The sequence below is a fragment of the Nocardiopsis sp. NPDC101807 genome, assembly GCF_044766605.1.
GTDB lineage: Bacteria > Actinomycetota > Actinomycetes > Streptosporangiales > Streptosporangiaceae > Nocardiopsis > Nocardiopsis tropica.
This window is the reverse complement of sequence record NZ_JBIWMK010000011.1, coordinates 157,102-179,858: the sequence shown is the minus strand read 5'-3', so window position 1 is coordinate 179,858 and position 22,757 is coordinate 157,102. Positions and strand designations below refer to the sequence as shown.

The following is a 22,757-nucleotide window of genomic DNA, read 5'->3' as shown; positions in this document are numbered from 1 at the left end:
GCCTCCCCGGCGTCTTCGCGTTCCTGGCCGCGGCGGCGATGGCGCCGGCGTCACACGTCGCCGTTCTCTTCGCGGCGCTGTTCCTCCTGCGCCTGTTCGGCCGGGGGGATGACGCCCACGTGTGCTCTCGAAGAGCGTTCCCTCGGCCTGACGCCCTGCTCCGCGTGGCGGCGTTCAACGCCTGTGGGGCGGACGGCGGAAACCTTCCCTCGCTCGGGGATCGACGGGTGGCGAGGACTGGCCCCAGGAGCCCGGCACGGCCTCCGGGGGACAGGACGTTCGCTGCCCCGCCGCCTTCTCTCCCGAAGGTGGCCGTATCCGGCCATGCCTCCCGGACCTGGCAACACGTCGGCGGCCTCCCACGCGGGACGCGCGTCTCGCGCCCGATCGTCACAGGGGTCGCACAGGATGGGGCCCATGGAACGCTGTGATTTCTGCGAGCTCCCCATCGGCGGCGGCTGCGCCTGCTCCCTCGGCAAGGACGACGGGACCCCTCGGACCCGTTCCGGCGCCGTAGCGGCGGGCTCCGTCTTCCCCGCCGGCGCCGTCCTCGTCTCGCCGCGTGGCGTGGCCCACCGTCCGGGCTGCATGCACCAGAACGACACCGAGGTCACCGCACCGCAGTGGGGATGGATCCCCGAACCCGACCCTCAGCTGTGGAGGCGCATCAGTGAGGGGAGCCCCGCACAGGCCACGCACGGCAACACGGCGCGGATCGCCACGCGCCGCTGCCAGAGCTGCGACGCCTGAGCCGCCCAGGGCGACCTGCGCCGTCTCGACAGAGGGCTTCTCATCCGGGGGCCGCAGGTTCGGATTCTGCCGGGTGCGCCACAAGACCCCAGTTCACAGGGGGCACACGAGGACCTCGTGAGAGGTCCTCGCCGCGTTTCCTGCCCCCGCATGCTCCCTGTGTGCTCCCCGGCGCAAGGTCCACCGGCGATTCCTATGGCAACGCCGTGGTCGAGGCGTCCCACACGCTGTTCAGGGCCGAACCGGACCGCAACCGCAGCCCCTGGGGGCCTTGATCACCTGGAGATCGCGGTGGCCGAGTATGCGGACTGGTTCAACCATCGCCGCCTGCACTGCGCAGCCAGCCCATCTCTCCGGCCCGGCGTCTGAAACCTAGAAGAAGGCGCCCTGTTCAGCCGAGTCGTTCCGTCTTCCACAGGTTGGCGGAACGTTCGGCGCAGTCACTCTTCCTTCCGGCCGGCCCGCCATTCCAACGCCTCCGGCGTCTCGCGGTACTCCAACAGGTGTTGGCCAGAGATCCGCGCCAGGATGTCGCGCACCTCGGCCGGGGTGGCGTGGAAGAACTCACGCCGCAGATTGACCCGGTTGACCCGGCGGTCCTCCAACTCCTTGTGCAGCCGCGACTCCAGCCCCACGGCGTCTTGGCTGAAGATGAGCGCGTGCACGTCGAAACGGAAGGGGACCGAGGCGTCACCCAGTTCGCGCACGCGGTCCATGGGCTCCAGGCGCCGGGTCATACCGACCTTGACCATGTCCTCTCCGAAAGCCCCGATATTGGAGATCACGTAGACATAGCCGGCGCGGATGTTGGCCTCGCGCTCGCTGACACCCTTGATCGCCTCCTCGGCCTCGGCGATCTTCTCGCGCAGCTGCGCCGCTCCGGCTTCATCACCCTTGGCTTCGAGCCTGGCCAGAGCGGACTCGTAGTGGGACTGCTCCTTGAGCAGGCGCGCTTTCTCCCGCTCGAATTCGCGCCGGGCCTTCTCCTCCTCCCTCTGGCGTTCCCGCTCCTCTCGGACTCGCTCCTTCTCCTCGTCGACCTTGGCCAGGTGGTCCGCCGTCAGCTGAAGCTCGTACAGACGCTGCTGGTGGTAAGCGTCGCTGATGCGGATGTGCATCGTCTTGCCCAGCCGGGCGATGGTCTCGCGGGTCTTTCCGAGGCGGTCCGCGGCCGAGGCGAGCTTGTAGGGCTTCATCGAGCGGACCAGGCTGTCCGCCTCTGCGTTGTAGGCCCGCAGCATCAGCTTGGAGAAGTCCCGGACCATCTTGCGTCCCTGCGCCAACGAGCCGTTGACCTGCCAGTCGGCTGCGGCGAGCACGGCACCGTCGTTGGCCGCCATCGCTTTGAGGGAGTCCTTGACCTCCTTCAACCGGGCCTTGTAGGCGACCGCGTCGGCCAGCGGGTGCTGGTATTCGTAGATGCCCGCTTCCTGCAGGAGTGCGATCTCCTCCGTTTCCACCACCTGTGCCCGGGCCTGGTGCACCTCCGAACGCACCCGGCCCAGTTCGGCTTCGGAGCGGCCGATCTCGGCCCGCCACCGGGCCTGTGTCTGCTGGACCTCGTCCTCTTCACGGGCCAGCCGCTCGCGCAAGGCCTCGGTCTTCTCCGCGATCTGCAGGGCGTCCATTCCCTGCAGGCTCTGCACCCACTCCCGCAACCGGGAGTTCTCCGCCTCCAGCTCCTCGAGCCGCTTCTTCTTGCCGAACAGGCCACCGCCGGACCTCGGCGGAGGCGGAGCGGAAGGCAATCCGCTCAGGACCGGCTCCGGCGCCCCCGCGCCGGGAACCCAGAACTGCCATCCCGGCGGCGCCGGCCCCCAGGCGGGATCCGGTGTCCACCCCGGAGGGGGCGTCCATCCTTCTGGGGCGGCAGGCCAGTTCGGCGGAGGGTTGAAACGGTGAACGGGGGTAGAGGGCATACCACTTTCCACATCAAAGGACACAAAGCGCCTATTGTCGCTTTTGACGATCGGTCTCGCAGTCACGAGAACACCTGAATACTCGACGCGATAGGAGCGAAAAAAGATGACATCTCTACACAACGTGACCAGAGCGTGATCCCTACCCCTTTCCCTTCCTGAGGCAGAACCGGCTTCGGCCTTCCCCACCGGATCGGTACCGATTCAAGCGGAACCCGGTCCAGTACCTGATCGGCGCGACATCAACGCGGTCGGCATGTGGTTCCCGGTCTCCACACCAAAGCTGACGGGATCTCCTTCGATCCGTGCCTTGGCCTCGCCCAGGGCGGTGATCTCAGCTGACGCCGTCCTCCTCCGAACGCGGACGGCGCCTCACGGAACGCCGCTGCGCAGAAGGGCCGCGACCACCCATCGAGCTCGGCTGTTCGGGGCGGCCCGCCGCACACGTTCTCGGGGAGGTGCGCCAGCACCCGGGCCGCATACACACCCCCGAACCCTGTTCAAGGTTCGCGCAAGGAACGCGCAAGGCCCCGCTGGAAGGGTGCTGCCATGCTCGCGAACAGGCGGTAGACCACGGCGTCTCCTGGGTCCGTCCACACGGCCGCAGGTCCCGTGGAGAGAGTGAGGAGTTGCCCTGATGGAGGCCATCCCCCCGGCGCGCTTCGGCGCCCGCCACCTCCGACCCGCCTCAGGACGTCCGGGGGTCGCGCACGCCGAGGACGGTCGGCGGCGTCACCGGGCCAGCCAGGACACCGCGGCCTCGACCGCGGCCAGCTGGCGGTCCGGGCGGTCGCCCTCGGACAGCCTCGCGCACCCCGCCCACAGTCCGTCGACGGTCACCAGGAGCAGCTCGGCGACGGCCTCCGGGTCCTTCACGGAGGCCAGTTCGCCCTTCTCCCGGGCGCGCTCCAGGGCCCGCAGGAAGCCGGCGCGGAGCCTGTCGTCCAGCACCGAGAGCACCTCCCCGAACGCGGGGTCGACCACGGCGCGCGCGTAGAGGACGTTCCAGGCCCGCACCTGGGCCAGCCGCCGCTCGTCGGTGGGCAGCAGGTCCACGAGCACCCGTCGCAGGACCTCCGGAAAAGCGGGACGCCCGACCCCGTCCTGGAAGACCCCGAAACACGCAGTGATCTCGTCAGCGATCACCCGGAAAGCGAAGTGGAGCAGCTCCTCCTTGGTGCCGAACTCTCTTTGGACCGCACCCGCCGATAACTGCGCCTCCGCCGCGACAGCGCGAACACTGATGCCCTCCACACCCTTCTCGGCGGCGATCCGGCACAGCGCGTCGACGATCCGGAGGCGTCTTTCCTCTTTGTCCACAAGTTTTGGCATCCGCCCATCATGGCACAGCGGATCGGATTATCAATACACCCGTGACAGCACTTTTACGACGGGACCACAGAATCGAATCCACGAAGTCACGGAGAGCGGAGAAAACCCGACACGGAGACTGTCACCTGCGGGAACACTGAAGATGCACGCGCCAGAGTAATTCATTCCACGGCAATGCCCATACCGACCGCGACGACCGCGAGGCGATCTGTGACCACCCCAGTCATTCACGTGAAGGACATAACGAAAACGTACGGAGAGGGCCAGGCCGCCTCCTCCGCACTGAGAAACGTCTCGCTGGCGGTCGCCGAAGGCGAATGGGTGTCGATCATGGGTCCCTCCGGGTGCGGGAAGTCGACGCTGCTGAACTGCGCCTCCGGTTTGGACGGCATCGACGGCGGCACGGTGCTCGTCGAGGGGGAGGACATCCACGCCCTCTCCGAGCGCAAGCGGACCGTCCGGCGCGCGCGCCGGATGGGGTTCGTCTTCCAGGGGTACAACCTGATCCCGGTGCTCTCGGCGCTGGAGAACGTGGAGATGCCGCTCCTCCTGGGCGGCGCCCGCCCCGGCAACGCGCGTTCCAGGGCGCTCGCCGCCCTGGAGCGGGTGGGGCTGGCCGACCGCTCCCGCCACCTCCCCTCGCAGTTGAGCGGCGGCCAGCAGCAGCGGGTGGCGATCGCCCGCGGGATCGTGCACGATCCGGCCATCGTGTGGGCGGACGAGCCGACCGGCGCCCTGGACTCCGCCTCGACCTCGGAGGTGCTGCGCCTGCTGCGCGAGCTGCACGCCGACGGCCTCACGCTGATCATGGTCACGCACGACCCCGACGTGGCCGCCTACGGGGACCGCGAGGTCCACATGGCCGACGGCCGGGTGGACCGCGTCGAGGACAACTCCGCGCGCCCGGCCGCCGGCCCCTCCGACGCCTCGCCGGGGGTGTGACGGATGAGCGACGCACTCACCCTCGTGGTCGCGGTGGCCTCCCCGCTGCTGCTGATCGCCCTGGTGGCGCTCACCCCGCGGGGCCGGCTGAGCGTGCGCATCGCCATGCGCAACGCCTTCCGCCGACCGGCCCAGACCCTTCTCGTGGCGTTGGGCCTCTCCCTCGCCGCCCTGCTGTTCTCCGCCTCCTTCACCCTGGAGGCCGCACTCCACCAGGCGATGCGGGCCCAGCAGACCGCGGACCTGGGCGGGGTCGACGCGGTCGTGACCCCGGTGGAGGCGGACGACCGGGAGGAGCCGGAGCAGCAGGAGGAGGAGTCGGAGGGGGCCGCCGGGACCGGGCCGCCCGTCCTGGACTCCGACGACGTCCGCTCCATCGAGGACGCCCTGGACGAACCCGACGCCGTGGTCTCCTCCCTGCTCAGCCTCCCCGTCCCCGTGGAGCACGGGCGCGCCGAGCGCGGCGAACCGGGGCTCACCGTGGTCGGGGCCGCGAACAACGACGACGCGGTCCGGCTCGTGGACTCGTCGGGCGCGCCGCTGGCGCGCGAGGGCCTCCGCGAGGACGACATCCTGATCAGCGGGGCCGCCTCCCGCGACCTGCGCGCGGAACGGGGGGACGTCCTCACCGTCGCCGGCCGCACCATGCGCGTCGTCGGCGTGTACGAGGCAGGCGCCCCCCTGGCGCCACCCGCCTCCGCGGTCGTGTCCCTGCGCGAGCTCCAGGAGATCGCCGACCTGCCCGGCCGGGTCAACGCCGTCACCCTGGCCTACGACCGCGAGGTCACCTGGGAGGAGCGGGAGGACCCCGTCCACGGCGAGCTGTCCTCCCTCGCCCGCGCCAACGACTGGGAGGCCGAGCCCCTGCGCGCCTCCGCGCACGAGAGCGCGGACCGGCTCACGACCGAGCTGTCGACCCTGTTCCTGCTGTTCAGCCAGCTGTCCATGGTGGCGGGCGTGCTCCTGATCGTCCTCGTCGTGATGATGCTGGCCGGCGAGCGCCACGCGGAGTTCGGCGTCCTGCGGGCCATGGGCATGAAACGAGGCCGTCTCGCCTTCGTCCTGGCCCTCGAAGGACTGGGGTACGCGGTCCTGGCGTCCGCGGCCGGAACCCTCCTGGGCTGGGGGGTCGGGGCGGGCGCGTCGCGTGTGCTCAGCGACCGGGTCACGGACCCGGCCCTGCCTCCGCCGCGCCTGGAGTTCGGGTTCGACCCCGTGGCCATGGCCACCGCCTACCTCATCGGCGTGGGCGTCATCACGGTGGTCTTCGCGCTGGTGGCCGTGCGGGCCTCGAAGGTGGACATCGTCGCGGCGCTGCGCGGGGCCGAGGCGCCGCCCCGGTCCCGGCGCCGGGCCGTGGTCCTGCCGGTCCTGGCCCTGCTCGCCGGGGTCGCGACCGCGGCCCTGGGCGTGCGGAACGGGACCGCGACCGAGACGCTCACCGGGCTCACCCTGGTGTTCGGGGCGCTGGGCGCCGGGCTTCCGCGCCTGCGGGTCCCGCAGCGCCTCGCCCACTCCGCGGGGGCGGTGGCGGTCATCGTCCTGTGGTCGCTGCCGAGCGAGCTGTTCGGTGAGACCGGGTCCGGCGTCACGATCTTCTTCCTCTCCGGCATCGCCCTGGTCGGCGCGGGCGTCTGGCTGTTCGTGTCCAACGACGACCTCGTGCAGCGGGCCCTGCGGCGCCTCCTGGCGCCGCTGCCGAGGATGACCTCGGTCGTCCCCATCGCGGTGGCCTACTCCGTCCGGAACCGGCTCCGTTCGGGGATGACGATCGCGATGCTGAGCATCGTGGTCCTGACGATCACCCTCAGCGGCTTCGTCACCGCGGCCGTCAACCAGATCTACGCCGACCACCGGTCGGTGACGGGCGGGTTCGACCTCCAGGCGTCCTGGGTCTCCCCGGGCGGGGCGCCCCCGGACCTGCGCGGCGTGTTCGAGGAGAGCCCGCACGTCGACACCTCGCAGGTGGGCCGGATCGGCGGGTACGCCGACGCCTCCGTGCGGGCCCGCCAGATCGACGCCGAGGCGGGCGCCGAGGAGGTCGGGGTCTGGGGGGCCGACGAGGACTACCTCCTCGGCAACCGCTACCCGGTCTTCCTCCGGGCCCCGGGCCTGGACTCCTCCGAGGAGGTCTGGGACGAGCTGCGCCGCTCCCCGAACACCGCCGTCGTCTCCGGGACCATGATCCCCAGCGACTCGGCGGCCTTCGTGGGCGGCGGGAGCGACCTGGAGCTGGAGGGCGTGGACGTCCTGGACGAGGAGCTGCCGGGGGACCTGCGCCTGGAGGTGGCCGGTCCCGACGGCGGCACCACCACGCTGCGCGTCATCGGGGTCGTGGACCGGAGCGCGGAGTACCTCGGGGACGTGGTGACCTCGACCGAGGGGCTGGCCAGGATCACGGGCGAGGACGCCTCCCCCACGCACTGGTTCGTCGCCGCCGAGGACCGGGAGGAGGTCGGGGAGGTCGCGCTCGCCGCCCGGCGCGCCCTGCTGGACCACGGGGTCACGGTCACGCCGCTCCAGGAGGAGGTGGAGTTCCGCGCCTCCTCCAACGGGGTCGTGCAGTGGCTGCTGATGGCCTTCATGGGCTTCGGACTCGTCGTCGGGTGCTCGGCCCTGGGCGTGGTGAGCATCAGGTCGATCACCGAGCGCCGCAACCAGATCGGGGTGCTGCGCGCCATCGGCATGCAGCGCTCGGGGATCCGCCGGCTCTTCCTCATCGAGTCGCTGGTGGTCACGGTGAGCGGCATCGCGCTCGGCGTGGGGCTGGGCTTCGCCGTGTCCCCCGGACTCGTGGACTCGCTGCGGGTCGACCTGCCGGGGGTGGCCTACACGGTCCCCGTGGCCGTGCTCGTCGTGATCATCGGGGCCACCCTCGTGTTCTCCACGCTGGTGTCCGTGCTCGCGTCGCGGCGCGCGGGCGACGTCCCACCCGCGGAGGCGCTCCGTGACCGCACCTGAGACCCGGCCGGTCCCCCTGCGCCGCAACCGGTCCTTCCGCATCCTGTGGACCGGCCAGTTCGTCGCGCAGTTCGGCCCCGGGATGGGGGCCGTGGCCTACCCTCTCGTCCTGCTGGACTCGGGGGGCACCCCGGCCCTGGTCGGCACGGTGACCTTCGCCCTGGGGGCCGCCGCCGTCGCGGCCAGGCTCCCCGGCGGGGCCGCGGCCGACCGGTTCGACCGGCGCGCCCTGATGATCGGCGCGCAGGGGTCCCGGGCGCTGGCCATGGGGTTCCTGGTCCTGGTGCTGGTCGTGGTCGGCGACTCCACGCTGCTGCTGTGGGCGGTGGTGGCGGTGGCGCTGGTCGACGTGGTGGGGCACGAGGGCTACCGCTTCGCCGAACGGGCGGCTCTGCGGCACATCGTGCACCCCTCCCAGCTGTCCGCCGCGGTCGGCCAGAACGAGGCGCGCAACCAGATCGCGGCCATCCTCGGTCCGGTCGCGGGCGGGTGGCTGATGGCGGTGTCGCGGGTCCTGCCGTTCGGCGCTGCCGCCGCGGGCCACGCGGTCGCGGCGATCGGGCTGGTGTTCGTCCGGGAGAGGCTGCAGGGTCCCCGCGAGCCGGCGGCGTCCGTGGAGGGACCGCCGCGCCGGGGCTGGACCGAGGCGTTCTCCTGGATCGGGGAGCGCCCCCCGCTCCAGGTCCTGCTGCTCGCCGGCGCCGCACCCAACCTGGTGGTCAACGGGGTGATGCTGGCGGTCGTCATGGCCGGCGCCGACGCGGGGGTCGGGAGCGCCGCGATCGGCGCCGTGATGGGCACGGCCGGCCTCGGGGGGATCTGCGGGGCACTGGCGGCCTCCGCGCTCCTGCGGCGCTTCTCCCCCAGGACCCTGGTCCTGGTCGTCCTCTGGGTGCTCCCCCTGACGGTGGTGGCGGCCATCCCGCTCGTCGACCACTGGAGCGTGGTGTTCCCCCTGGCCCTGGCCGTGGCCATGGCGCCCCTGCTCTCCATCGTCCTCGGCACCTACCAGCTGCTGACCACGCCCGACCGGCTCCAGGCCCGGGTGGGCAGCGCGTGCACGTTCATCTCCGGGGCGGTGGCGCCGCTCGGCCCGCTCGCGGCCGGGTTCGGCGTGCAGTACACCGGCACCCCTCTCCTGTTCTCGGGTTTCGCCCTGCTCCTGCTCGGCGTGGCCGCGCTCGTCACCGCGCTGCCCGCCACCCGTGAGCTGACCTCCTTCCCCCGGCAGCCGGACCGCCCGGCGGGGAAGTCCTCCGACGAAGCGCCCCCCAGCGCGAAGGAAGCGCCATGAGACCAGACGAGAACATCTCGACCACCTCCGGCACCACCCTGCTGAACAAGGTCCCCGTCGGCATCCTGGGCGTGGGCTCCTACGTGCCCGGGGTGGTCGTCACCAACGAGGACCTGGGCCGCCACCTGGACACGAGCGACGAGTGGATCGTGTCCAGGACGGGCATCCGGGAGCGCCGCTTCCTGTCCGAGGGCGAGAACACGTCCGACATGTGCGTGGCCGCGGCCCTGCGCGCCCTGGAGGACTCCGGGACGGGCGCCGACGAGATCGACTGCGTCATCGTCGCGACGTTCACCTTCGACCAGCTGCTCCCCTCCACGGCGCTGACGGTGGCGGACCGGATCGGCGCGCGGGGGGCGGTGTCGCTCGACATGAACCAGGCCGCTTGCTCCGGCGGGCTGTACGGCATGTGGACGGCGGTGCACCTGCTCCAGAACGGCCACTTCCGACGCGTCCTGGTCATCGGGGCCGAGGCCCTGTCCCGCATCACGGACCCGGCGGACCGCACCACCCGGGTGTTCTTCGGGGACGCGGCCGGGGCCGCCGTCCTCGGGCCCGTGGAGGAGGGCAGCGGGGTGCTGTCCTGGAGCCTGGGGGGAACGCTGTCCCACGCGGTGGAGGTCCCCGCCGGGGGCGCGCGCGAGCCGTTCGGGCCGGAGGTGGTCGGCACGGGCCGGCAGTTCCTCCAGATGGACGGGCCCGAGGTGTGGCGGCAGGTCATGACCCGGATCCCCCCGAACCTGGAGGAGACCCTGAAGCTGGCGGGCCTCACCGCGGACGAGATCGACCACTTCGTGTTCCACCAGGCCAACAAGAACCTCGTGACCGGGCTGATGGACGCGCTGGGGCAGCCGAGGGACAAGGCCGTGACCACCATCGAGGAGTACGGGAACACGGGCGCCGCGACGATCTTCACCGTGCTGGACCGGTTGAGGGGGGACGGGCGCCCCCGACCCGGCGAGCACACGGTGTTCGCCGTGATCGGGGCCGGCTTCCTGTGGGGAAGCATGTGCCTGCGCCAGCAGGGCTCAGGCCTCTAGCGCGGCCCCCGCCCCGCCGGCGCGCCCCCCTCGCACCGGAGCAGGTCCAGCAGGTCCCCCACACTGCGCAGTCCGTCGAACTCCTCCTCGGACACCCGCGCACCGCACCGTTCCCGGATCAGCAGGCGAATCTCGTACCCGGCGATGGAGTCCACCCCCACATCCTGGAGGAGTTCCTCCCTCCCGGGACCTCCCCCCTCCCCGTCAACGGCCTCCCGAATGATTTCCAGGACCATTTCCTCCGTCACGGCGGATTCCTTTCCCATTGCCCGCTCCAAGCTTTTACGACCACGAACAGCAATCAGCAGAAGAATACACACCGAGATAAAACTCTCCAGACCGACAGGGGTTTGAGAATGCGCACGACCGAGTCCTACGAAAGCGAAGTGAAGAAGGTCTACGTCGAGCTCTTCGAGATCGACGCCGCGCCGGAGTCCATCGGCGGCGACGAGGAGCTGTTCGGCCCGCAGTGCGTCCACGGCATCGACTCGATGGACGTCCTGCGCTTCCTCGCCGTCCTGCGGAAGCGCTACGGCCTGGACGTCTCGGAGATCGCGACCGAGACCTTCCGCACCCCCGCCTCCATCGCGGCGTTCCTCGCGGGGCGCGAGGGGGGCTCCGAGTGAGGGGCGCCCTGGTCAGCGTGTCCGCGATCGAGGACGACGAGTACCCCCTCGTCGCGCAGTGGTTCCGCAAGGGCCTGGTCGGAGCCCTGAGCACCGGCGGCTCCCAACGGTTCACCAGCACGTCCGGCATCCGGGCGGCCATCGAGTCGGGGCCCGAGAAGTTCGCCATGGTCCGCACCCACGAGGGCGTCCCGGTCGGCCTGGTGCAGTGGCGCCAGCGCAAGTACCCGGGGAGCTACACCGTCGGCGGCGTCATCGGCGACAGCGAGCTGTGGGACTCCGGGTGCGGCGGAGAGGCGTCCTGGCTGCTGGTCCACGAACTGTTCCACGCGCACAACGCGCACCGGATCGAGTTCGTCACGGCCGCCTTCAACGCCCGGGTGATCCGGATGCTGGTCAAATCCGGAATGGTCATCGAAGGGGTCCTCCGCGACTACCTGTTCCTCGACGGCCAGTACCACGACGCGATCGTCACCTCGTACCTGCGGGACGAGTACTACGGCGCGGACGAGAGCGGCCTGACCGGCGACGCCTTCTTCGGCGACACCGTGCCGGCCTCGGACAAGGCCGAGGCCCGCGCGCTGCTGCGGGACTACATGCAGAACCGGCGGTTCGACGACATCACCAGGTCCTACACGAAGGAGCCGTGAGAAGCACATGGAACTCGACTCGAAATTCGCCCTGGTCACGGGCGGCGGCAGCGGCCTCGGCCGCGCGGTGTGCCTGCGCCTGGCCGAACTCGGCGCGGGCGTCGCCGTCGGCTACCTCTCACGCTCCGAGGTCGCGGAGAAGACCGCCGAGGAGATCCGCGCCTCCGGCGGCACGGCCCGGGCGGTGAAGATCGACGTCCGCGACTACGCGGAGGTCACCGGGGCCGTGCAGGGCCTGGTCCGGGAGCACGGGAGCATCGACATCCTGGTCAACAACGCCGGCATCTGCACCGCGGGCACCATCGTCTCGACCGAGTCCACCGACGGGTGGAACGACGTCATCCAGACCAACCTCGTGGGCGCCTACAACTGCATCAAGGCCTGTGCCCTGCCGATGATGCTCCAGCAGTCCGGCGCCATCGTCAACGTCTCCTCCATCCTCGGCCTCGTCGGCAAGGGCGGGCTGAGCGCCTACTGCGCGAGCAAGGCCGGCCTCTCCGGCCTGACCGCCTCCCTGGCCGCCGAGTTCGCCATGCACGGCGTCCGGGTCAACGCGGTCGCCCCCGGCCTCTCGGACGGCACGGGCATGATCCAGGAGTTCCCGCAGGACCAGCTGGACATCATCGTCAACGAGCGCATCCCCCTGCAGCGCCCCGCCGAGCCGGAGGAGATCGCCGAGGCCGTCGTGTTCCTGGCGCGCGAGGGCGCCGGCTACATGACCGGGCAGACCATGGTCGTGGACGGCGGGCTCACGTCGGTGATCCGGGGGATGGCGAAGACCAGATGAGACAGAGGACGGCCGTCCTGTTCAACCCCCAGGTGGCCATGCGCCCCGGGGACTACCGGGACCTGTACGAGGCCCTCCCCCGGGTCCGCCGACGCCTGGAGGACGCCTCCGAGGCGATCGGCGCCGACCTGGTCGGGGCCTTCCACTCCGCCGACGCGGACCTGGTCAACCGGGGTCCGCTCATCCGGCCCATGTCGGTCGCCCTGGGCGTCGCCCTGTACGAGTCCCTGCCCGCGCGGCTCAGGGAGGGGGCCGCGTACATGGCCGGGCTCAGCCTGGGCCAGATCACCGCCGCCGCGGCCGCCGGGGCGCTGGAGTTCGCCGACGCCGTCCGCACCGTGCGGACCATGGCCGCCATCGAGGAGGAGGTCTTCGCCGGACGCGACTACGGGAGCACGTTCTGCTACTGCGTGGACCTGCCGGCCGTGCACGCGAAGATCGGGGAGCTCGCCGGGCAGGGGCTGGAGGTGGCGCCCTGCGCCGTCACCGGTGACGACCAGATGGTGGTGTCCGGCGAGGGCCGGGCCCTCACCGCCGTCAACGAGATGGCGGCGGAGACGGGCGGGGTCGGCGTGCGCATCCCGCACGGCCCGCCCGGCCACTCCCCCATGCTGGCGGACGCCGAACGCCGCTTCGCCGCCGAGTGGGGGCAGGCCGACCGGGTGCGCGCCCCGCGGGTCCCCCTCATCTGCAACATGGGCGCCCGCCCGCTGACCACGGCGCGGGAGGTGCGCGAGGCCCTGATCACCCAGTACACGCGGACCGTGTACTGGGCCGAGGGCATCGAACGCCTCCTCGAACTGGGGACCACCCGGTTCGTCGTGGTCGGCCCCGGCCACTTCATCGCCAAGTCCTTCACGTTCATCGGCAGGGCGAAGGGGGCGGACGTGGTCCGCTTCGACCAGGCGCCGTCCTTCGTCCGGGAAATGGCGGAGCACCGATGAGCGCGGTCCTCTTCGGCGGAACGGTCCCGCCGCTGCACGCCAAGACCGGCGACTTCCTGGAGACCGACCCCTACGCCCGTGCCCGGCTGGAGGAGGCCGAGGAGGTGCTGGGAGCGGGCATCCTCCCGCGGTTCGCACGGACCTCGGAGTCCTACTCCCGCGAGGCCCGGCAGGCCTACCTGGTCACGTGCGTCGCCCTCGCCGACCGGGTCAGGTCGGAGGAGGGGGACGCACGCCTCTGCACGGCGGCGAGCATCGGCCACCTCCCCGCGCTGCACTACGTAGGGGCGCTGTCCTTCGCGGACATGATGCGGGCGGGCGAGGCCGTGGCCGAGGCGGAGGAGGCGTGGAACGCGGCCGACCACGGCCGGGTCTCCCACTTCGTGTACCGGGTCGGGCGCGACCGCCTCGCGCAGCTGCGGGCCCGGGTCGAGTCCGAGGGCGGATGGGCCGAGGTCGCCGGCCACTTCAGCGACACCATCCACCTGCTCAACGTGTCGGCGGAGCACCTGCCCCTCCTCGAACGCGAGGTCAGGGCCGGGGGCGGGGTCTCCGTCCTCACCTTCCCCCAGGCCGAGCACAGTCCGTCCAACGCCGGGCTCCGGGACCGGACGGCCGAGGGCGTCGCGGCGTTCCGCTTCCGGGACGCGGCGGTCCCCTTCGTCCGCGGTTCCGACGGCGTCCCGGTGGACAGGGCCGCGGACCTGCGCGACACGCTGGTCCGGGACTGCGTCACCCCGGTCGACTTCCCGCTCGTGGTGGGCCGGCTCCGGGAGCTGGGCGTGCGGCGGGTACACGTGATCGGTCCCGGAAGCCTGTTCGAGCGGCTGACCAGGGACCACTTCGACGTCACGGCCCTGGCGCCCGACGGCCGCGCCCGGGGCCTGACCACGGTCGGCGCGGGCCCGGTCCGGGTGGACGGCCGGTCCGCGGCATCCCCTGGAAGGGGTCGGACATGACGGGCAGGCTCTTCATCGACGGGGAGGAGGTGCCCGGGCCCCGTCTCGCAGAGGACGCCGGGGCGCTGGCGCGGGCGCTGTCCCGCGCCGGCGCGGGACCCGGGCACGGGGTGGTCCTGGGCCGCGACGACGCCTACACCGCGGTGCTCACGGCCCTGGCCGCCGAGTCCCTGGGGTCGCCGGTGCTCTGCCAGGGCGAGCGGTGGCGCCGCATGGGGTGCACCCGGCGGGTGGCCGCCGTCGTCGCACCCGGGGCGGGCGGCGGCCCGCCGGCCGTCACGGCCGTCGCCGACGACGGCCGGCCGGTGTTCTCCGAGACCGCGCACACCCTGCTCTACACCTCCGGGAGCAGCGGTGAGCCCAAGGCCGTGGAGCTGTCGCGCGGCGCGATCGACTACCACCGGCACACGGTGGCCGCCCATGCCGGGGTCGGGCCCGGGGACCGGATGCTGGTGCCGATGTCGCTGCTCAACTCCTACGGGTGGGGGGTGGTCCAGTACTGGCTGGTGCACGGGTTCGCGCTGCACGTGGAGTCGCGGCTGAGCATGGACCGGGTGGCCGGGCTGCTCCGCGGCGGCGCGTTCACCACCCTCGACGGCGTCGGCTCGATGTACGCCGCCCTGCTCACGGCGGCCCGTGAGGACCGGGACCTGGCCTCCGCCCTGGGCGGCCTGCGGTTCCGGGGGTGCGGCGGGGACGTGCTCCCGGTGTCCCTGGTCGAGGGCTACGTGGACGTGGTCGGCGGCCCGATCCACGACGGGTACGGGCTCTCGGAGACGGTCGCGTGGGTCACCCAGTCGGTCCCGGACGACTGGCGCCCGGGCACCGTGGGACCCCTCATCAAGGGCTCCTCCGCCCGGATCGACCCGGACACGGGGGAGGTCCACCTCCGCGGTCCGGGCCTGATGGACGGGTACCTGGACGATCCGGGGGCGAACTCCGACGCCTTCACCGGGGACGGCTGGCTGCGCACGGGGGACCGCGGTTCCCTCGCCGGGGACGGCCACCTGACCGTCGAGGGCAGGATCAAGGAGTCCCTGGTCGTGCACGGTGAGACCTTCCCCCCGCGGTTCGTCGAGGACGTCATGGCCGCCTGCCCGGCCGTGAGGGAGGCCGCCGTGGTGGGGGTGCCCACCGGGAAGGCCAGGGGCGACCGGCTCGTCGCCTTCGTGGTGGCCGATCCGGGGCACGGCGAGGAGGCGCTCGCCCGGGTGCGCGCGGCGCTGCGCGACCACCTCCCGGTGCACCTGAGGCCGCGGGAGATCCGCCTGCTCGACGAGTTCCCCCGCACGAGGACCGACAAGCCCGACCGCCGCGCGCTGCGCTCGTCGGTCGCGGCCGGGGGAGCACCGGCAGCGGCCCGCCGGGAAACCGCGAAGAGTGACACGGGGAACACATAGGAAAATAAAAAGGCGAGACACAGCCGGAGGAATTGCAGAAGCAATATCCCAGGAGCCACAAAAGCCGAATCCGAGAGAGGGCATTCGGCCTGTTCAGCCTGCCCGAAAAAGACCCCGAACCCGAACCGGAAAACACTTCGGAGAGGGTTGACAGGAAAAAATATGCCGTCCTAACATGAGCACTGTTCGCGAATCCGCCCCGCAAAGGCAAAAGACTTACCCCGGGAAAGACGACGCCGGCCACGCCGCACTTCCCGAGTCAATTTCGCTGAAACTCAGAGAGGAATGGTTCCCATGCAGGAGTTCGAGGAGATCATCACCGAGTCCGCCGCCGACGAAGAGGTCTCGTTCATCGACTTCAACTGCTAGCAGGCGTCCCCGGTCCGGCCCGAACGGCCGGCGACCGAAGCACCACGGGCCCCGTGGCGGGGCCGGAAGATCCCGAGACCCCGCCGCGGGGCCCTGCTCGTACGACTCTCCGAACAGAGGATCGACCATGCCCGACAAGGCTCCCGACGGCACGTTCCGTCCCTCCCGATTCAACGTGGTCACCAAGGCCGAGGACATCGGCGCGGTCGTCCTCTACAACTCCATGCGGGGAAGCGTCTTCAAGGTCGGGTCCCCGCTCGGCGAGCGCGTCCACGCCCTGCTCCACAACCGCAAGAGCGTGCTCTCCCGACCGGGTCCGGACTCGGACGAGAGGGTCCTGTTCGACACGCTGGCGGCCAAGGGCTTCCTCGTCCCCTCCTCCCACGACGAGCTGGCCGCCGCCGACGACCTGCGGGACCGGCGCAAGAACCGGACCGACCGCCTGGAACTGATCATCATGCCGACGGAGGCGTGCAACTTCCGCTGCACCTACTGCTACGAGGACTTCGCGCTGGGCCGCATGGCGACCCGTGTGCGCGAGGGCGTCAAGGCCCTGGTCAGGCGCTACCGCCGTGAACACGGCATCGAGAAGCTCACCGTCTCCTGGTTCGGCGGCGAACCGCTCGTCGCCTTCGACGTGATCGAGGAGCTCAGTACGTTCTTCCTCGACTTCTGCGCCGAGGAGGGGGTCGAGTACAGCGCTGGCATCACCACCAACGGCCTCCTCCTGACCCCCGAGGTGGCGTCCCGCTGCATCGAACTCGGCATCAGCAGCTACCAGATCACCCTGGACGGGCCGGCGCACACCCACGACTCCTCGCGCTTCCTCATGGGCGGCGGCAAGACCTTCGACGAGATCGTCGCCAACCTGACGGAGATGTCGCGCACGGACCGGGTCTTCCGCGCCCTCATCCGCACGAACTTCACCGAGGAGAACAGCGTCCACGTGCCCGAGCTCATCGAGGAGATGAGCCGGCTGTACGCGCACGACAAGCGGTTCCGGGTCATCTACCGGCCGGTCGGCGACTGGGGCGGCCCCCAGGGCGAGGACTCGGAGGCCTTCTCCGGCAAGCAGGCGGAGCTGACCAAGCTCGGCCTGTGCACGAGCGCCTCGGACGCGGGCCTGGACACCGCCGACGACGTGTTCCTGAAGCCGAACGGATCCGTCTGCTACGCCGCCTCGCCGTGGTCCTTCGTGATCCGCCCCAACGGCCTGGTCAACAAGTGCACCGTGGCCCTGCGCGACCCGCGCAACGCGGTGGGACGGCTCGGCGCCGACGGCGACCTGGGGCTGGACCCGGAGCTGATGAGCCTGTGGGTGGACAACGACGACGCCAAGGACTCCGGCTGCCGCTCGTGCTTCTTCCGGCCCTCCTGCCAGGGCGCGCACTGCCCCCTCGTGCGCATCCAGGAGGGCGAGCGGCCCTGCCCGCCCCAGAAGGTCTGGATCGGTCCCACCATCACGACCGCGGCCGCCGCCAGGGGGGCCCGGTGACCGGCCGGGCCGGCGTCGCGGTGGACGACGACAGCACCTGGTGCGCCTGGACCACGGCGGAGGGCCTGGTCCGCGCCATGGAACTGGGGGACGGCCGCTCCGGGGAGATCGTCGACGCGGGGCGGGGGACCGCCGTCCACGCCGGGTCCGGGACGGGGCGCTTCCTGGTCCACGACGGGGAGGCCGTCCGGTCGTGGAGCCCGGACGCGGGGACCCGGAGCGTGTGCTCGGCCGCACCCGGCTCACTGCTCCTCGAACCCGGGGGCGCCACCGGGCACGAGGACACCCTCGTCGCCGCCGCCTCGGAGTCGGAGCTGGCGCTGCTCTCGGCGGCCGGGACCGTGTCGTCCCGGCGGCTCGGCGCCCCTCCCCTGGTCCTGGCCTGGCAGCACCGCCGCCGCCGGATCCTGTGCGTCCTCGCGGACGGCACCGTCCACAAGCTCGACCCCCGCACGGCGCGGACCGACACCTCGTCCCTGGCCTTCACGGGGAACCACCGGCTGGCGTGCTACGACGAGGTGCTCGGCGGGGTCTGGTCCGTCCCCGAGCGGTCGCCCGACACCGCGCACTTCCACCGGACCGAGAGCGACCGGCCCGGCACGCTCTACACGCTGGGGCTCGGCACGGTCCCGGCGGTGATCCGCTCCTCGCACAGCGGCGAGTGGCTGATCGCCGCGGCCCCCGGGCGGCCCACGATGCTCACCAACGTCAACAGCGGGCGCTCCTTCACCGTCCCGGGCGAACTGGCCGCACGGGGGGCGCCCGGCGTGTTCTCCTTCGACAACCGGCTGGTGAGCGTCGAGGGCGATGCCTTCGAGGTCCTCCCCGTGCCGGCCCGCGCCGACGTCCGGTCGCGTGACGGCTCCCTCCCCATCGAGACGTTCTGGTCGGCGCCGCCGCAGATGCACCGCGCCACCAGGCGGCCCAAGGAGGAGCGTCCCAGGCGAGAGGGGGGAGGGACACGTGTCGGCGCCGGTCCATGACCCGCCGCTCCGCGCAGGTCCCCCGGGAACCGGCCGCCCGGGCCGTCGGCCGCGGAGGAGGACTCCCCCTCCCCTGTCCACGACAGCGGTCACACCCCGTCAGGACCCGGGCCGGTCCCCCGTCCCCGCTGTGACCGGCGAACCACGCCCCCCGCGCCCGACGCCCCGCCGAGGCCGGCGCCGGGGCGCGTCCGACCCTTCCACTGGAGAACGCATGGCATCCACGACGACCACCGACCGGCAGGAGCTCAGGGGCCGCGGCCCCGCCCTGGGCCGCCTGGTCGGTGACACCGACGCCTTCCTCGAACACTGGGAGCGCGCGCCCGCGGTCGCGGAGGCGTCCCCGGACGTGGCGCGGGCCTTCCCCCTGGAGCGGGCCCTCTCCCTGCTGGGGACCCCGGGCCTTCCCGTCTCGTGCTTCCGGCTGCTCCGGGACGGCGCTCCGGTACCGGAGCAGGAGTACTCCGCGGCCCGTGAGCGCCCCGGCCCCGGCCGGGAGCCCTTCGCGGACGGGGCGGCCCTGCTGAGGGCCTACGAGGACGGCGCGACGATCATCTTCGAGGAGGTGCGCATGCTCGTGCCCGAGGTGGACGCACTGGCCTCCGGCCTCGAGGAGGACCTGGGGTTCGGGGTCTACTGCGCGGCCTTCCTGACCCCCGCGGGGAACTCGGGCGCGCGCCCGCACTACGACCTGGCCAGCGGCCTCCTGTGCCAGATCCACGGATCCAAGGTCTGGTCGGTCGGCGATCCCTCCGAGCGGTGGCCGGCGAGGCCCTGCGGCGACGCCCGGCCCGCGTTCGATCCGGTGCTGGAGACGGTCCTGCGGCCGGGACAGACCCTCTACATCCCCCGCGGCCATCCGCACGCCGGGGCCGCGACGGACGAGCCGTCGCTGCACCTGTCGTTCGCGGTCAGGCCCCGGACGTGGAGGGACGTCCTCCAGTCGTACATCAGGATCGGGGGAACGCCGGAGCCCCTGCGGGAACTCCTGCCCCTCGACCACGCCGGACGCTCCGCCGAGGAGCTGGCGGCCGAGGCCGTCGACCGGCTGCGCGCGGCGCTGCGGTCCCCGGCGGAGTGATCCGCGCCGTCGGCGGCGGCGCGCCGGGCCGCGGAGGACGGACCCGCGACCCGGCTCCGGCCCCCCGCGACGTGAGGGGCGGGCCCCTGCCGGTCCGCCCCGCGTCCGGGAGGGGGCCGGCCTCGCAGCGCGAGCGCGGGTGTCCCCCGCCCCCGGGCACGGCCGGCCCGGAAGGGTCACCGCAGTTCGCGGAGCCTCTCCTCGATCTCCAGCACCTGTTCCGTGCGGTGCTGTTCGCGGTAGAGCTTCAGCGCCTGTGTCCATGCCTCGCGTGCGGGGCCGGGTTCGCCGAGGGCGTGGTGCGCCCTCGCCAGGCCGCTGAGGGTGTTCGCCTCCTCGTAGGAGTCCCGCAGGGCGCGGTGCACCGGAAGGGATTCGTGGTAGTGCTCGACGGCTTCCTCGTGGCGGCCCGCCCGGGTGGCGATGTAGCCCAGGCTGTCCAGGCACGCCGCCTCACCCACCTTGTAGCCGAGGTCGCGGCTGGCCTTGAGCGCGTCCTGGCAGTGGGACCGGCCGCTCTCGTAGTGGCCGAACTGGGCCAGGGTCCACCCCAGGTTGTTGAGCGCGCCGGCCTCCCACGTGGCGTCGCCGACACGGCGGTAGAGCTCCAGGGAGCGTTCCGCGTTCTCCAGGGCCATCTCCTCGTCGCGGATGTGCAGCCCGAAGCGTGTGTAGATCTGGTGCGTGTGGGCCTGGTTGAGCAGGTCCCCGGACTCCTCGAACTGGGCGACGGCCCGCGCGAGGTGCTCCAGGGGCTCCTCCCCCCGGTGGTCGGCCTGGATGAGGGCGGTCGCCAGGCCCCGGTGGGCCATCGCCCGCAGGATCGGGGCGTCCGGCCCCTCGACCCTGGTCGCCGCCTCCAGGCCGACACGCCTGTTGCCGACGAAGTCGTCGACGTCCCCCCAGCGCCGCAGGAAGGTGTGCGTGTCCCACGCCAGCCGCCACACCTCGCGGTGGAGGCCGAGGTCCTGGGCGAGGCGCATGACGGCGGGCAGCAGGGAGCGCTCGGTGGTGAACCACGCCAGTGCGTCGGCCTCCCCCGTGAGCTCGTAGGCGCGTGCGCGCTCCCCGGCCGGCTCCACGACCGCGTCCGACAGGATCTCCTGGGGCGCCAGCAGGTGCTTCCCGAGAGCCGCGGTGCGGACGAAGAAGTCGACCAGTGCGGACAGGCCCTCGCGGCGCTCCTCCTCGGACCGGTCCCGTTCGGTCCGCTCCCTGCCGTGGAGGCGGACGAGGTCGTGGAGCTGGTAGCGGCCGGGTACCGGCTGCTCGACGAGATGGGCCGACCCCAGGGTGCGCAGCAGAGCCCTGGTCCGGGCGCGTGTGAGCCCGGCGAGCGCCGCCGCGGCCGGAACCCCCATGTCCTGCGCCGGCGCCGCGCTGAGCAGGCCCAGCAGCCGTGCCGCGGGTTCGGGGAGGGCCCGGTAGGAGGCGTCGAGGACGCTGCGCAGGGACGTGGCGAAGTCACCCGTGTCCAGGGCGTCGAGCGTGCTCTCGGCCTCCCCCAGCTCGGCCGCGAGTTCGGCGAGCGGCAGGTGGGGGCTGCCGGCGGCGTGGGCGGCGGTGATGGACAGGGCCAGGGGCAGCCGCCCGCAGCCGGCGACGATGGTGTCCACCGCCTCCGGTTCCCCGGCCACGCGGCGTTCCCCGACACGGGCCGCCAGCAGTTGGCGCGCCTCGGCGGAGGTGAGAGGGTCCAGGGCGACGACGCGGACGCCCCCGGTGGTGAGCAGGCCGCTGAGCCGGTCGCGGCTGGTGACCACGACGGTGCAGGACGCCGACCCGGGGATCAGGGGGCGGACCTGTTCGGCGTCGCGTGCGTTGTCCAGCAGGATCAGCATCCGTCTGTGGGCGACGATGCTGCGGTAGAGGCCGAACCGCGCCTCGGCGCTGGACGGGACGGCCTGCTGGTCCACCCCGAGGGCCGTGAGGAAGTCGTGCACGGCGGTCTGCGGTTTCGTGACGGGCGCGCTCGGGGCGAAGCCGTGCAGGTTCACGTACAGCTGGCCGTCGGGGAAGCGGTCGAGGTTGTCGTGCGCCCAGCGCAGTGCCAGCGAGGTCTTGCCGACCCCGCCGAGACCGCAGACCACGGTGACCGGCAGCGCCCCGGGGGCCTGCGTGGCGTCGAGGAAGGCCCTCTCCCTCCTACGCCCGGCCAGCAGCGGCGGAGGCGGCGGCAACTGCATGGGCAGGGGCGGGGGCGGGGGCGCCGGCCGTGCACCGGGGTCCGGCGCGGACGCGTCCGACACCTCGTGCGCGTCCAGGGCCGGGTCCGCGTGCAGGATCTTGCGGTGCAGTTCCCTGAGCTCCGCGCCGGGGTCGGTCCCCATCTCCTCGGAGAGGATCCTCCTGAGGCGCTCGTAGTGTTCCAGCGCCTGCGCGGCGCGCCCCTCCCGGTACAGGGTGAGCATGAGCTGGCCGGTCAGGCGCTCGTCGAGCGGGTGCCGCTGTGCGAGGTCGGAGAGGTCGCCCAGGAGTTCGGACTGCCTTCCGTGCCGGAGGAGCAGGTCGTTGCGGTCCAATTCTGTCCGGAAGCGTTCGAGCCGGAGCCTTTCCCGTAACTCGTTGACCCACGTACTGTCCAGGGTCCCGAACGCGTCGGCCCGCCAAAGGCGCAGCGCCTCCTCGAACAGGGCCAGGGCGGATTCGCCGTTCGCCGAATTCCGAGCCCTCGCGGCGATCTCACGGAAACGGTACAGGTCGATGACGGAGGACGCGTCGTCGTCGAGTGTGAGGATGTAGCCGCCGGGCCGCCGGTCGACCGTGATCCCGTCGACCGCGGCCAGCGTGGAGCGGAGCCGGGAGACGTAGCTGTACAGCGAGGAGCGGGCCCCGTCGGGAGGGCGTGGACCCCAGACCCGGTCGATGAGCTGGTCGACCGTGACCAGGCGGTCGGCGTCGACCAGCAGCCCGACGAACACGAACTGCCGCCTCATGTGCCCGAGATCGACGGGGCGTCCGTCGATCCGCATCTCGATGTCGCCGAGTACAGAGATCTCGACCGTCAACGCCACTCCCGGACTGGAACGAAAGGGGACGACCCATACCCGTGGTACGCGGGAGCACAGCAGTACCTTGGACCCCAGGAGTGTACTCCCGGAAGATCGTTCCAAAACCCTTTGCGGAAGGCACTTTCTCAACAAATCCCCGACGGGGATCGATCGTGGTTCCCGGCGAACGGACCGACCGCCTCGGCCACGGCCCGACCAGTGAAAGGGTCACGGT

General features: G+C 72.0%; 18 protein-coding genes. 14 read left to right on the top strand and 4 right to left on the bottom strand.

Annotated elements, in window-relative coordinates:
* The first annotated feature begins 417 nt into the window (after positions 1 to 417).
* Positions 418 to 750 carry a hypothetical protein gene (locus ACIRPH_RS28700; protein ID WP_402919837.1) on the top strand — a complete coding sequence of 111 codons (333 nt, stop codon included), beginning with the start codon at positions 418 to 420 and terminating at the stop codon, positions 748 to 750.
* A 440-nt stretch (positions 751 to 1,190) separates the two neighbouring features.
* On the opposite strand, the gene ACIRPH_RS28695 is transcribed toward ACIRPH_RS28700, so the two are convergent.
* A complete protein-coding gene (locus ACIRPH_RS28695; protein WP_402919834.1) occupies positions 1,191 to 2,378 on the bottom strand; it encodes a DUF4041 domain-containing protein in 1,188 nt (395 codons plus the stop codon).
* A 1,023-nt stretch (positions 2,379 to 3,401) separates the two neighbouring features.
* Positions 3,402 to 4,001, bottom strand: a complete 600-nt coding sequence (locus ACIRPH_RS28690; RefSeq protein ID WP_402919832.1) for a TetR/AcrR family transcriptional regulator — start codon at positions 3,999 to 4,001, stop codon at positions 3,402 to 3,404.
* 174 nt (positions 4,002 to 4,175) lie between these two features.
* Between ACIRPH_RS28690 and ACIRPH_RS28685 the strand changes: the two genes are divergently transcribed.
* From ACIRPH_RS28685 to ACIRPH_RS28670, 4 genes are read left to right on the top strand one after another with little or no spacing between them, the layout of a single operon-like run.
* Positions 4,176 to 4,943, top strand: a complete 768-nt coding sequence (locus ACIRPH_RS28685; protein ID WP_402919830.1) for an ABC transporter ATP-binding protein — start codon at positions 4,176 to 4,178, stop codon at positions 4,941 to 4,943.
* 3 nt (positions 4,944 to 4,946) lie between these two features.
* Complete coding sequence (locus ACIRPH_RS28680) at positions 4,947 to 7,904, top strand: ABC transporter permease (RefSeq protein ID WP_402919828.1); 2,958 nt, start codon at positions 4,947 to 4,949, stop codon at positions 7,902 to 7,904.
* Positions 7,891 to 9,198 (top strand): MFS transporter, encoded by a 1,308-nt coding sequence (locus ACIRPH_RS28675; protein WP_402919826.1) that lies wholly within the window; start codon positions 7,891 to 7,893, stop codon positions 9,196 to 9,198. The genes ACIRPH_RS28680 and ACIRPH_RS28675 overlap by 14 nt, the downstream gene beginning before the upstream one ends.
* Positions 9,195 to 10,238: a 3-oxoacyl-ACP synthase III family protein gene (locus ACIRPH_RS28670; protein WP_402919824.1), complete on the top strand. Its 1,044-nt coding sequence runs from the start codon at positions 9,195 to 9,197 to the stop codon at positions 10,236 to 10,238. The genes ACIRPH_RS28675 and ACIRPH_RS28670 overlap by 4 nt, the downstream gene beginning before the upstream one ends.
* Here ACIRPH_RS28670 and ACIRPH_RS28665 read toward each other — a convergent pair.
* Positions 10,235 to 10,486, bottom strand: coding sequence for an acyl carrier protein (locus tag ACIRPH_RS28665; RefSeq protein WP_402919822.1), 252 nt, complete (start codon positions 10,484 to 10,486; stop codon positions 10,235 to 10,237). The two genes, ACIRPH_RS28670 and ACIRPH_RS28665, sit on opposite strands and share 4 nt — an antisense overlap.
* Before the next feature lie 108 nt (positions 10,487 to 10,594).
* Between ACIRPH_RS28665 and ACIRPH_RS28660 the strand changes: the two genes are divergently transcribed.
* The 9 genes from ACIRPH_RS28660 (at position 10,595) to ACIRPH_RS28620 (ending at position 19,532) form a co-directional block, all read left to right on the top strand.
* A complete protein-coding gene (locus ACIRPH_RS28660) occupies positions 10,595 to 10,864 on the top strand; it encodes an acyl carrier protein (protein ID WP_402919820.1) in 270 nt (89 codons plus the stop codon).
* Positions 10,861 to 11,514 carry a GNAT family N-acetyltransferase gene (locus tag ACIRPH_RS28655; RefSeq protein WP_402919818.1) on the top strand — a complete coding sequence of 218 codons (654 nt, stop codon included), beginning with the start codon at positions 10,861 to 10,863 and terminating at the stop codon, positions 11,512 to 11,514. Before ACIRPH_RS28660 ends, ACIRPH_RS28655 begins: the two co-directional genes overlap by 4 nt.
* Before the next feature lie 7 nt (positions 11,515 to 11,521).
* On the top strand, positions 11,522 to 12,301 hold the full coding sequence (locus ACIRPH_RS28650; protein WP_402919816.1) for an SDR family NAD(P)-dependent oxidoreductase: 780 nt from the start codon (positions 11,522 to 11,524) through the stop codon (positions 12,299 to 12,301).
* Positions 12,298 to 13,245, top strand: coding sequence for an ACP S-malonyltransferase (locus ACIRPH_RS28645; protein WP_402919814.1), 948 nt, complete (start codon positions 12,298 to 12,300; stop codon positions 13,243 to 13,245). Before ACIRPH_RS28650 ends, ACIRPH_RS28645 begins: the two co-directional genes overlap by 4 nt.
* Positions 13,242 to 14,204, top strand: a complete 963-nt coding sequence (locus tag ACIRPH_RS28640; RefSeq protein ID WP_402919812.1) for an ACP S-malonyltransferase — start codon at positions 13,242 to 13,244, stop codon at positions 14,202 to 14,204. The genes ACIRPH_RS28645 and ACIRPH_RS28640 overlap by 4 nt, the downstream gene beginning before the upstream one ends.
* Positions 14,201 to 15,604, top strand: coding sequence for a class I adenylate-forming enzyme family protein (locus tag ACIRPH_RS28635; RefSeq protein WP_402919810.1), 1,404 nt, complete (start codon positions 14,201 to 14,203; stop codon positions 15,602 to 15,604). The genes ACIRPH_RS28640 and ACIRPH_RS28635 overlap by 4 nt, the downstream gene beginning before the upstream one ends.
* A 496-nt stretch (positions 15,605 to 16,100) precedes the next feature.
* On the top strand, positions 16,101 to 17,468 hold the full coding sequence (locus ACIRPH_RS28630) for a radical SAM protein (protein ID WP_402919808.1): 1,368 nt from the start codon (positions 16,101 to 16,103) through the stop codon (positions 17,466 to 17,468).
* The gene (locus tag ACIRPH_RS28625) at positions 17,465 to 18,451 is read left to right on the top strand and encodes a hypothetical protein (protein ID WP_402919806.1); all 987 of its coding nucleotides are present in this window, start codon (positions 17,465 to 17,467) and stop codon (positions 18,449 to 18,451) included. Before ACIRPH_RS28630 ends, ACIRPH_RS28625 begins: the two co-directional genes overlap by 4 nt.
* Positions 18,452 to 18,665: 214 nt before the next feature.
* The gene (locus ACIRPH_RS28620; RefSeq protein WP_402919804.1) at positions 18,666 to 19,532 is read left to right on the top strand and encodes a JmjC domain-containing protein; all 867 of its coding nucleotides are present in this window, start codon (positions 18,666 to 18,668) and stop codon (positions 19,530 to 19,532) included.
* A gap of 176 nt (positions 19,533 to 19,708) precedes the next feature.
* On the opposite strand, the gene ACIRPH_RS28615 is transcribed toward ACIRPH_RS28620, so the two are convergent.
* Positions 19,709 to 22,540: an AfsR/SARP family transcriptional regulator gene (locus ACIRPH_RS28615; protein ID WP_402919802.1), complete on the bottom strand. Its 2,832-nt coding sequence runs from the start codon at positions 22,538 to 22,540 to the stop codon at positions 19,709 to 19,711.
* Between the last annotated feature and the right edge of the window lie 217 nt (positions 22,541 to 22,757).

Coding starts and splice junctions, on each gene's coding strand:
- ACIRPH_RS28700 (WP_402919837.1), top strand. CDS start 418: ATGGAACGCTGTGATTTCTGCGAGCTCCCCATCGGCGGCGGCTGCGCC.
- ACIRPH_RS28695 (WP_402919834.1), bottom strand. CDS start 2,378: ATGGACGCCCTGCAGATCGCGGAGAAGACCGAGGCCTTGCGCGAGCGG.
- ACIRPH_RS28690 (WP_402919832.1), bottom strand. CDS start 4,001: ATGCCAAAACTTGTGGACAAAGAGGAAAGACGCCTCCGGATCGTCGAC.
- ACIRPH_RS28685 (WP_402919830.1), top strand. CDS start 4,176: ATGCCCATACCGACCGCGACGACCGCGAGGCGATCTGTGACCACCCCA.
- ACIRPH_RS28680 (WP_402919828.1), top strand. CDS start 4,947: ATGAGCGACGCACTCACCCTCGTGGTCGCGGTGGCCTCCCCGCTGCTG.
- ACIRPH_RS28670 (WP_402919824.1), top strand. CDS start 9,195: ATGAGACCAGACGAGAACATCTCGACCACCTCCGGCACCACCCTGCTG.
- ACIRPH_RS28660 (WP_402919820.1), top strand. CDS start 10,595: ATGCGCACGACCGAGTCCTACGAAAGCGAAGTGAAGAAGGTCTACGTC.
- ACIRPH_RS28650 (WP_402919816.1), top strand. CDS start 11,522: ATGGAACTCGACTCGAAATTCGCCCTGGTCACGGGCGGCGGCAGCGGC.
- ACIRPH_RS28645 (WP_402919814.1), top strand. CDS start 12,298: ATGAGACAGAGGACGGCCGTCCTGTTCAACCCCCAGGTGGCCATGCGC.
- ACIRPH_RS28640 (WP_402919812.1), top strand. CDS start 13,242: ATGAGCGCGGTCCTCTTCGGCGGAACGGTCCCGCCGCTGCACGCCAAG.
- ACIRPH_RS28635 (WP_402919810.1), top strand. CDS start 14,201: ATGACGGGCAGGCTCTTCATCGACGGGGAGGAGGTGCCCGGGCCCCGT.
- ACIRPH_RS28630 (WP_402919808.1), top strand. CDS start 16,101: ATGCCCGACAAGGCTCCCGACGGCACGTTCCGTCCCTCCCGATTCAAC.
- ACIRPH_RS28620 (WP_402919804.1), top strand. CDS start 18,666: ATGGCATCCACGACGACCACCGACCGGCAGGAGCTCAGGGGCCGCGGC.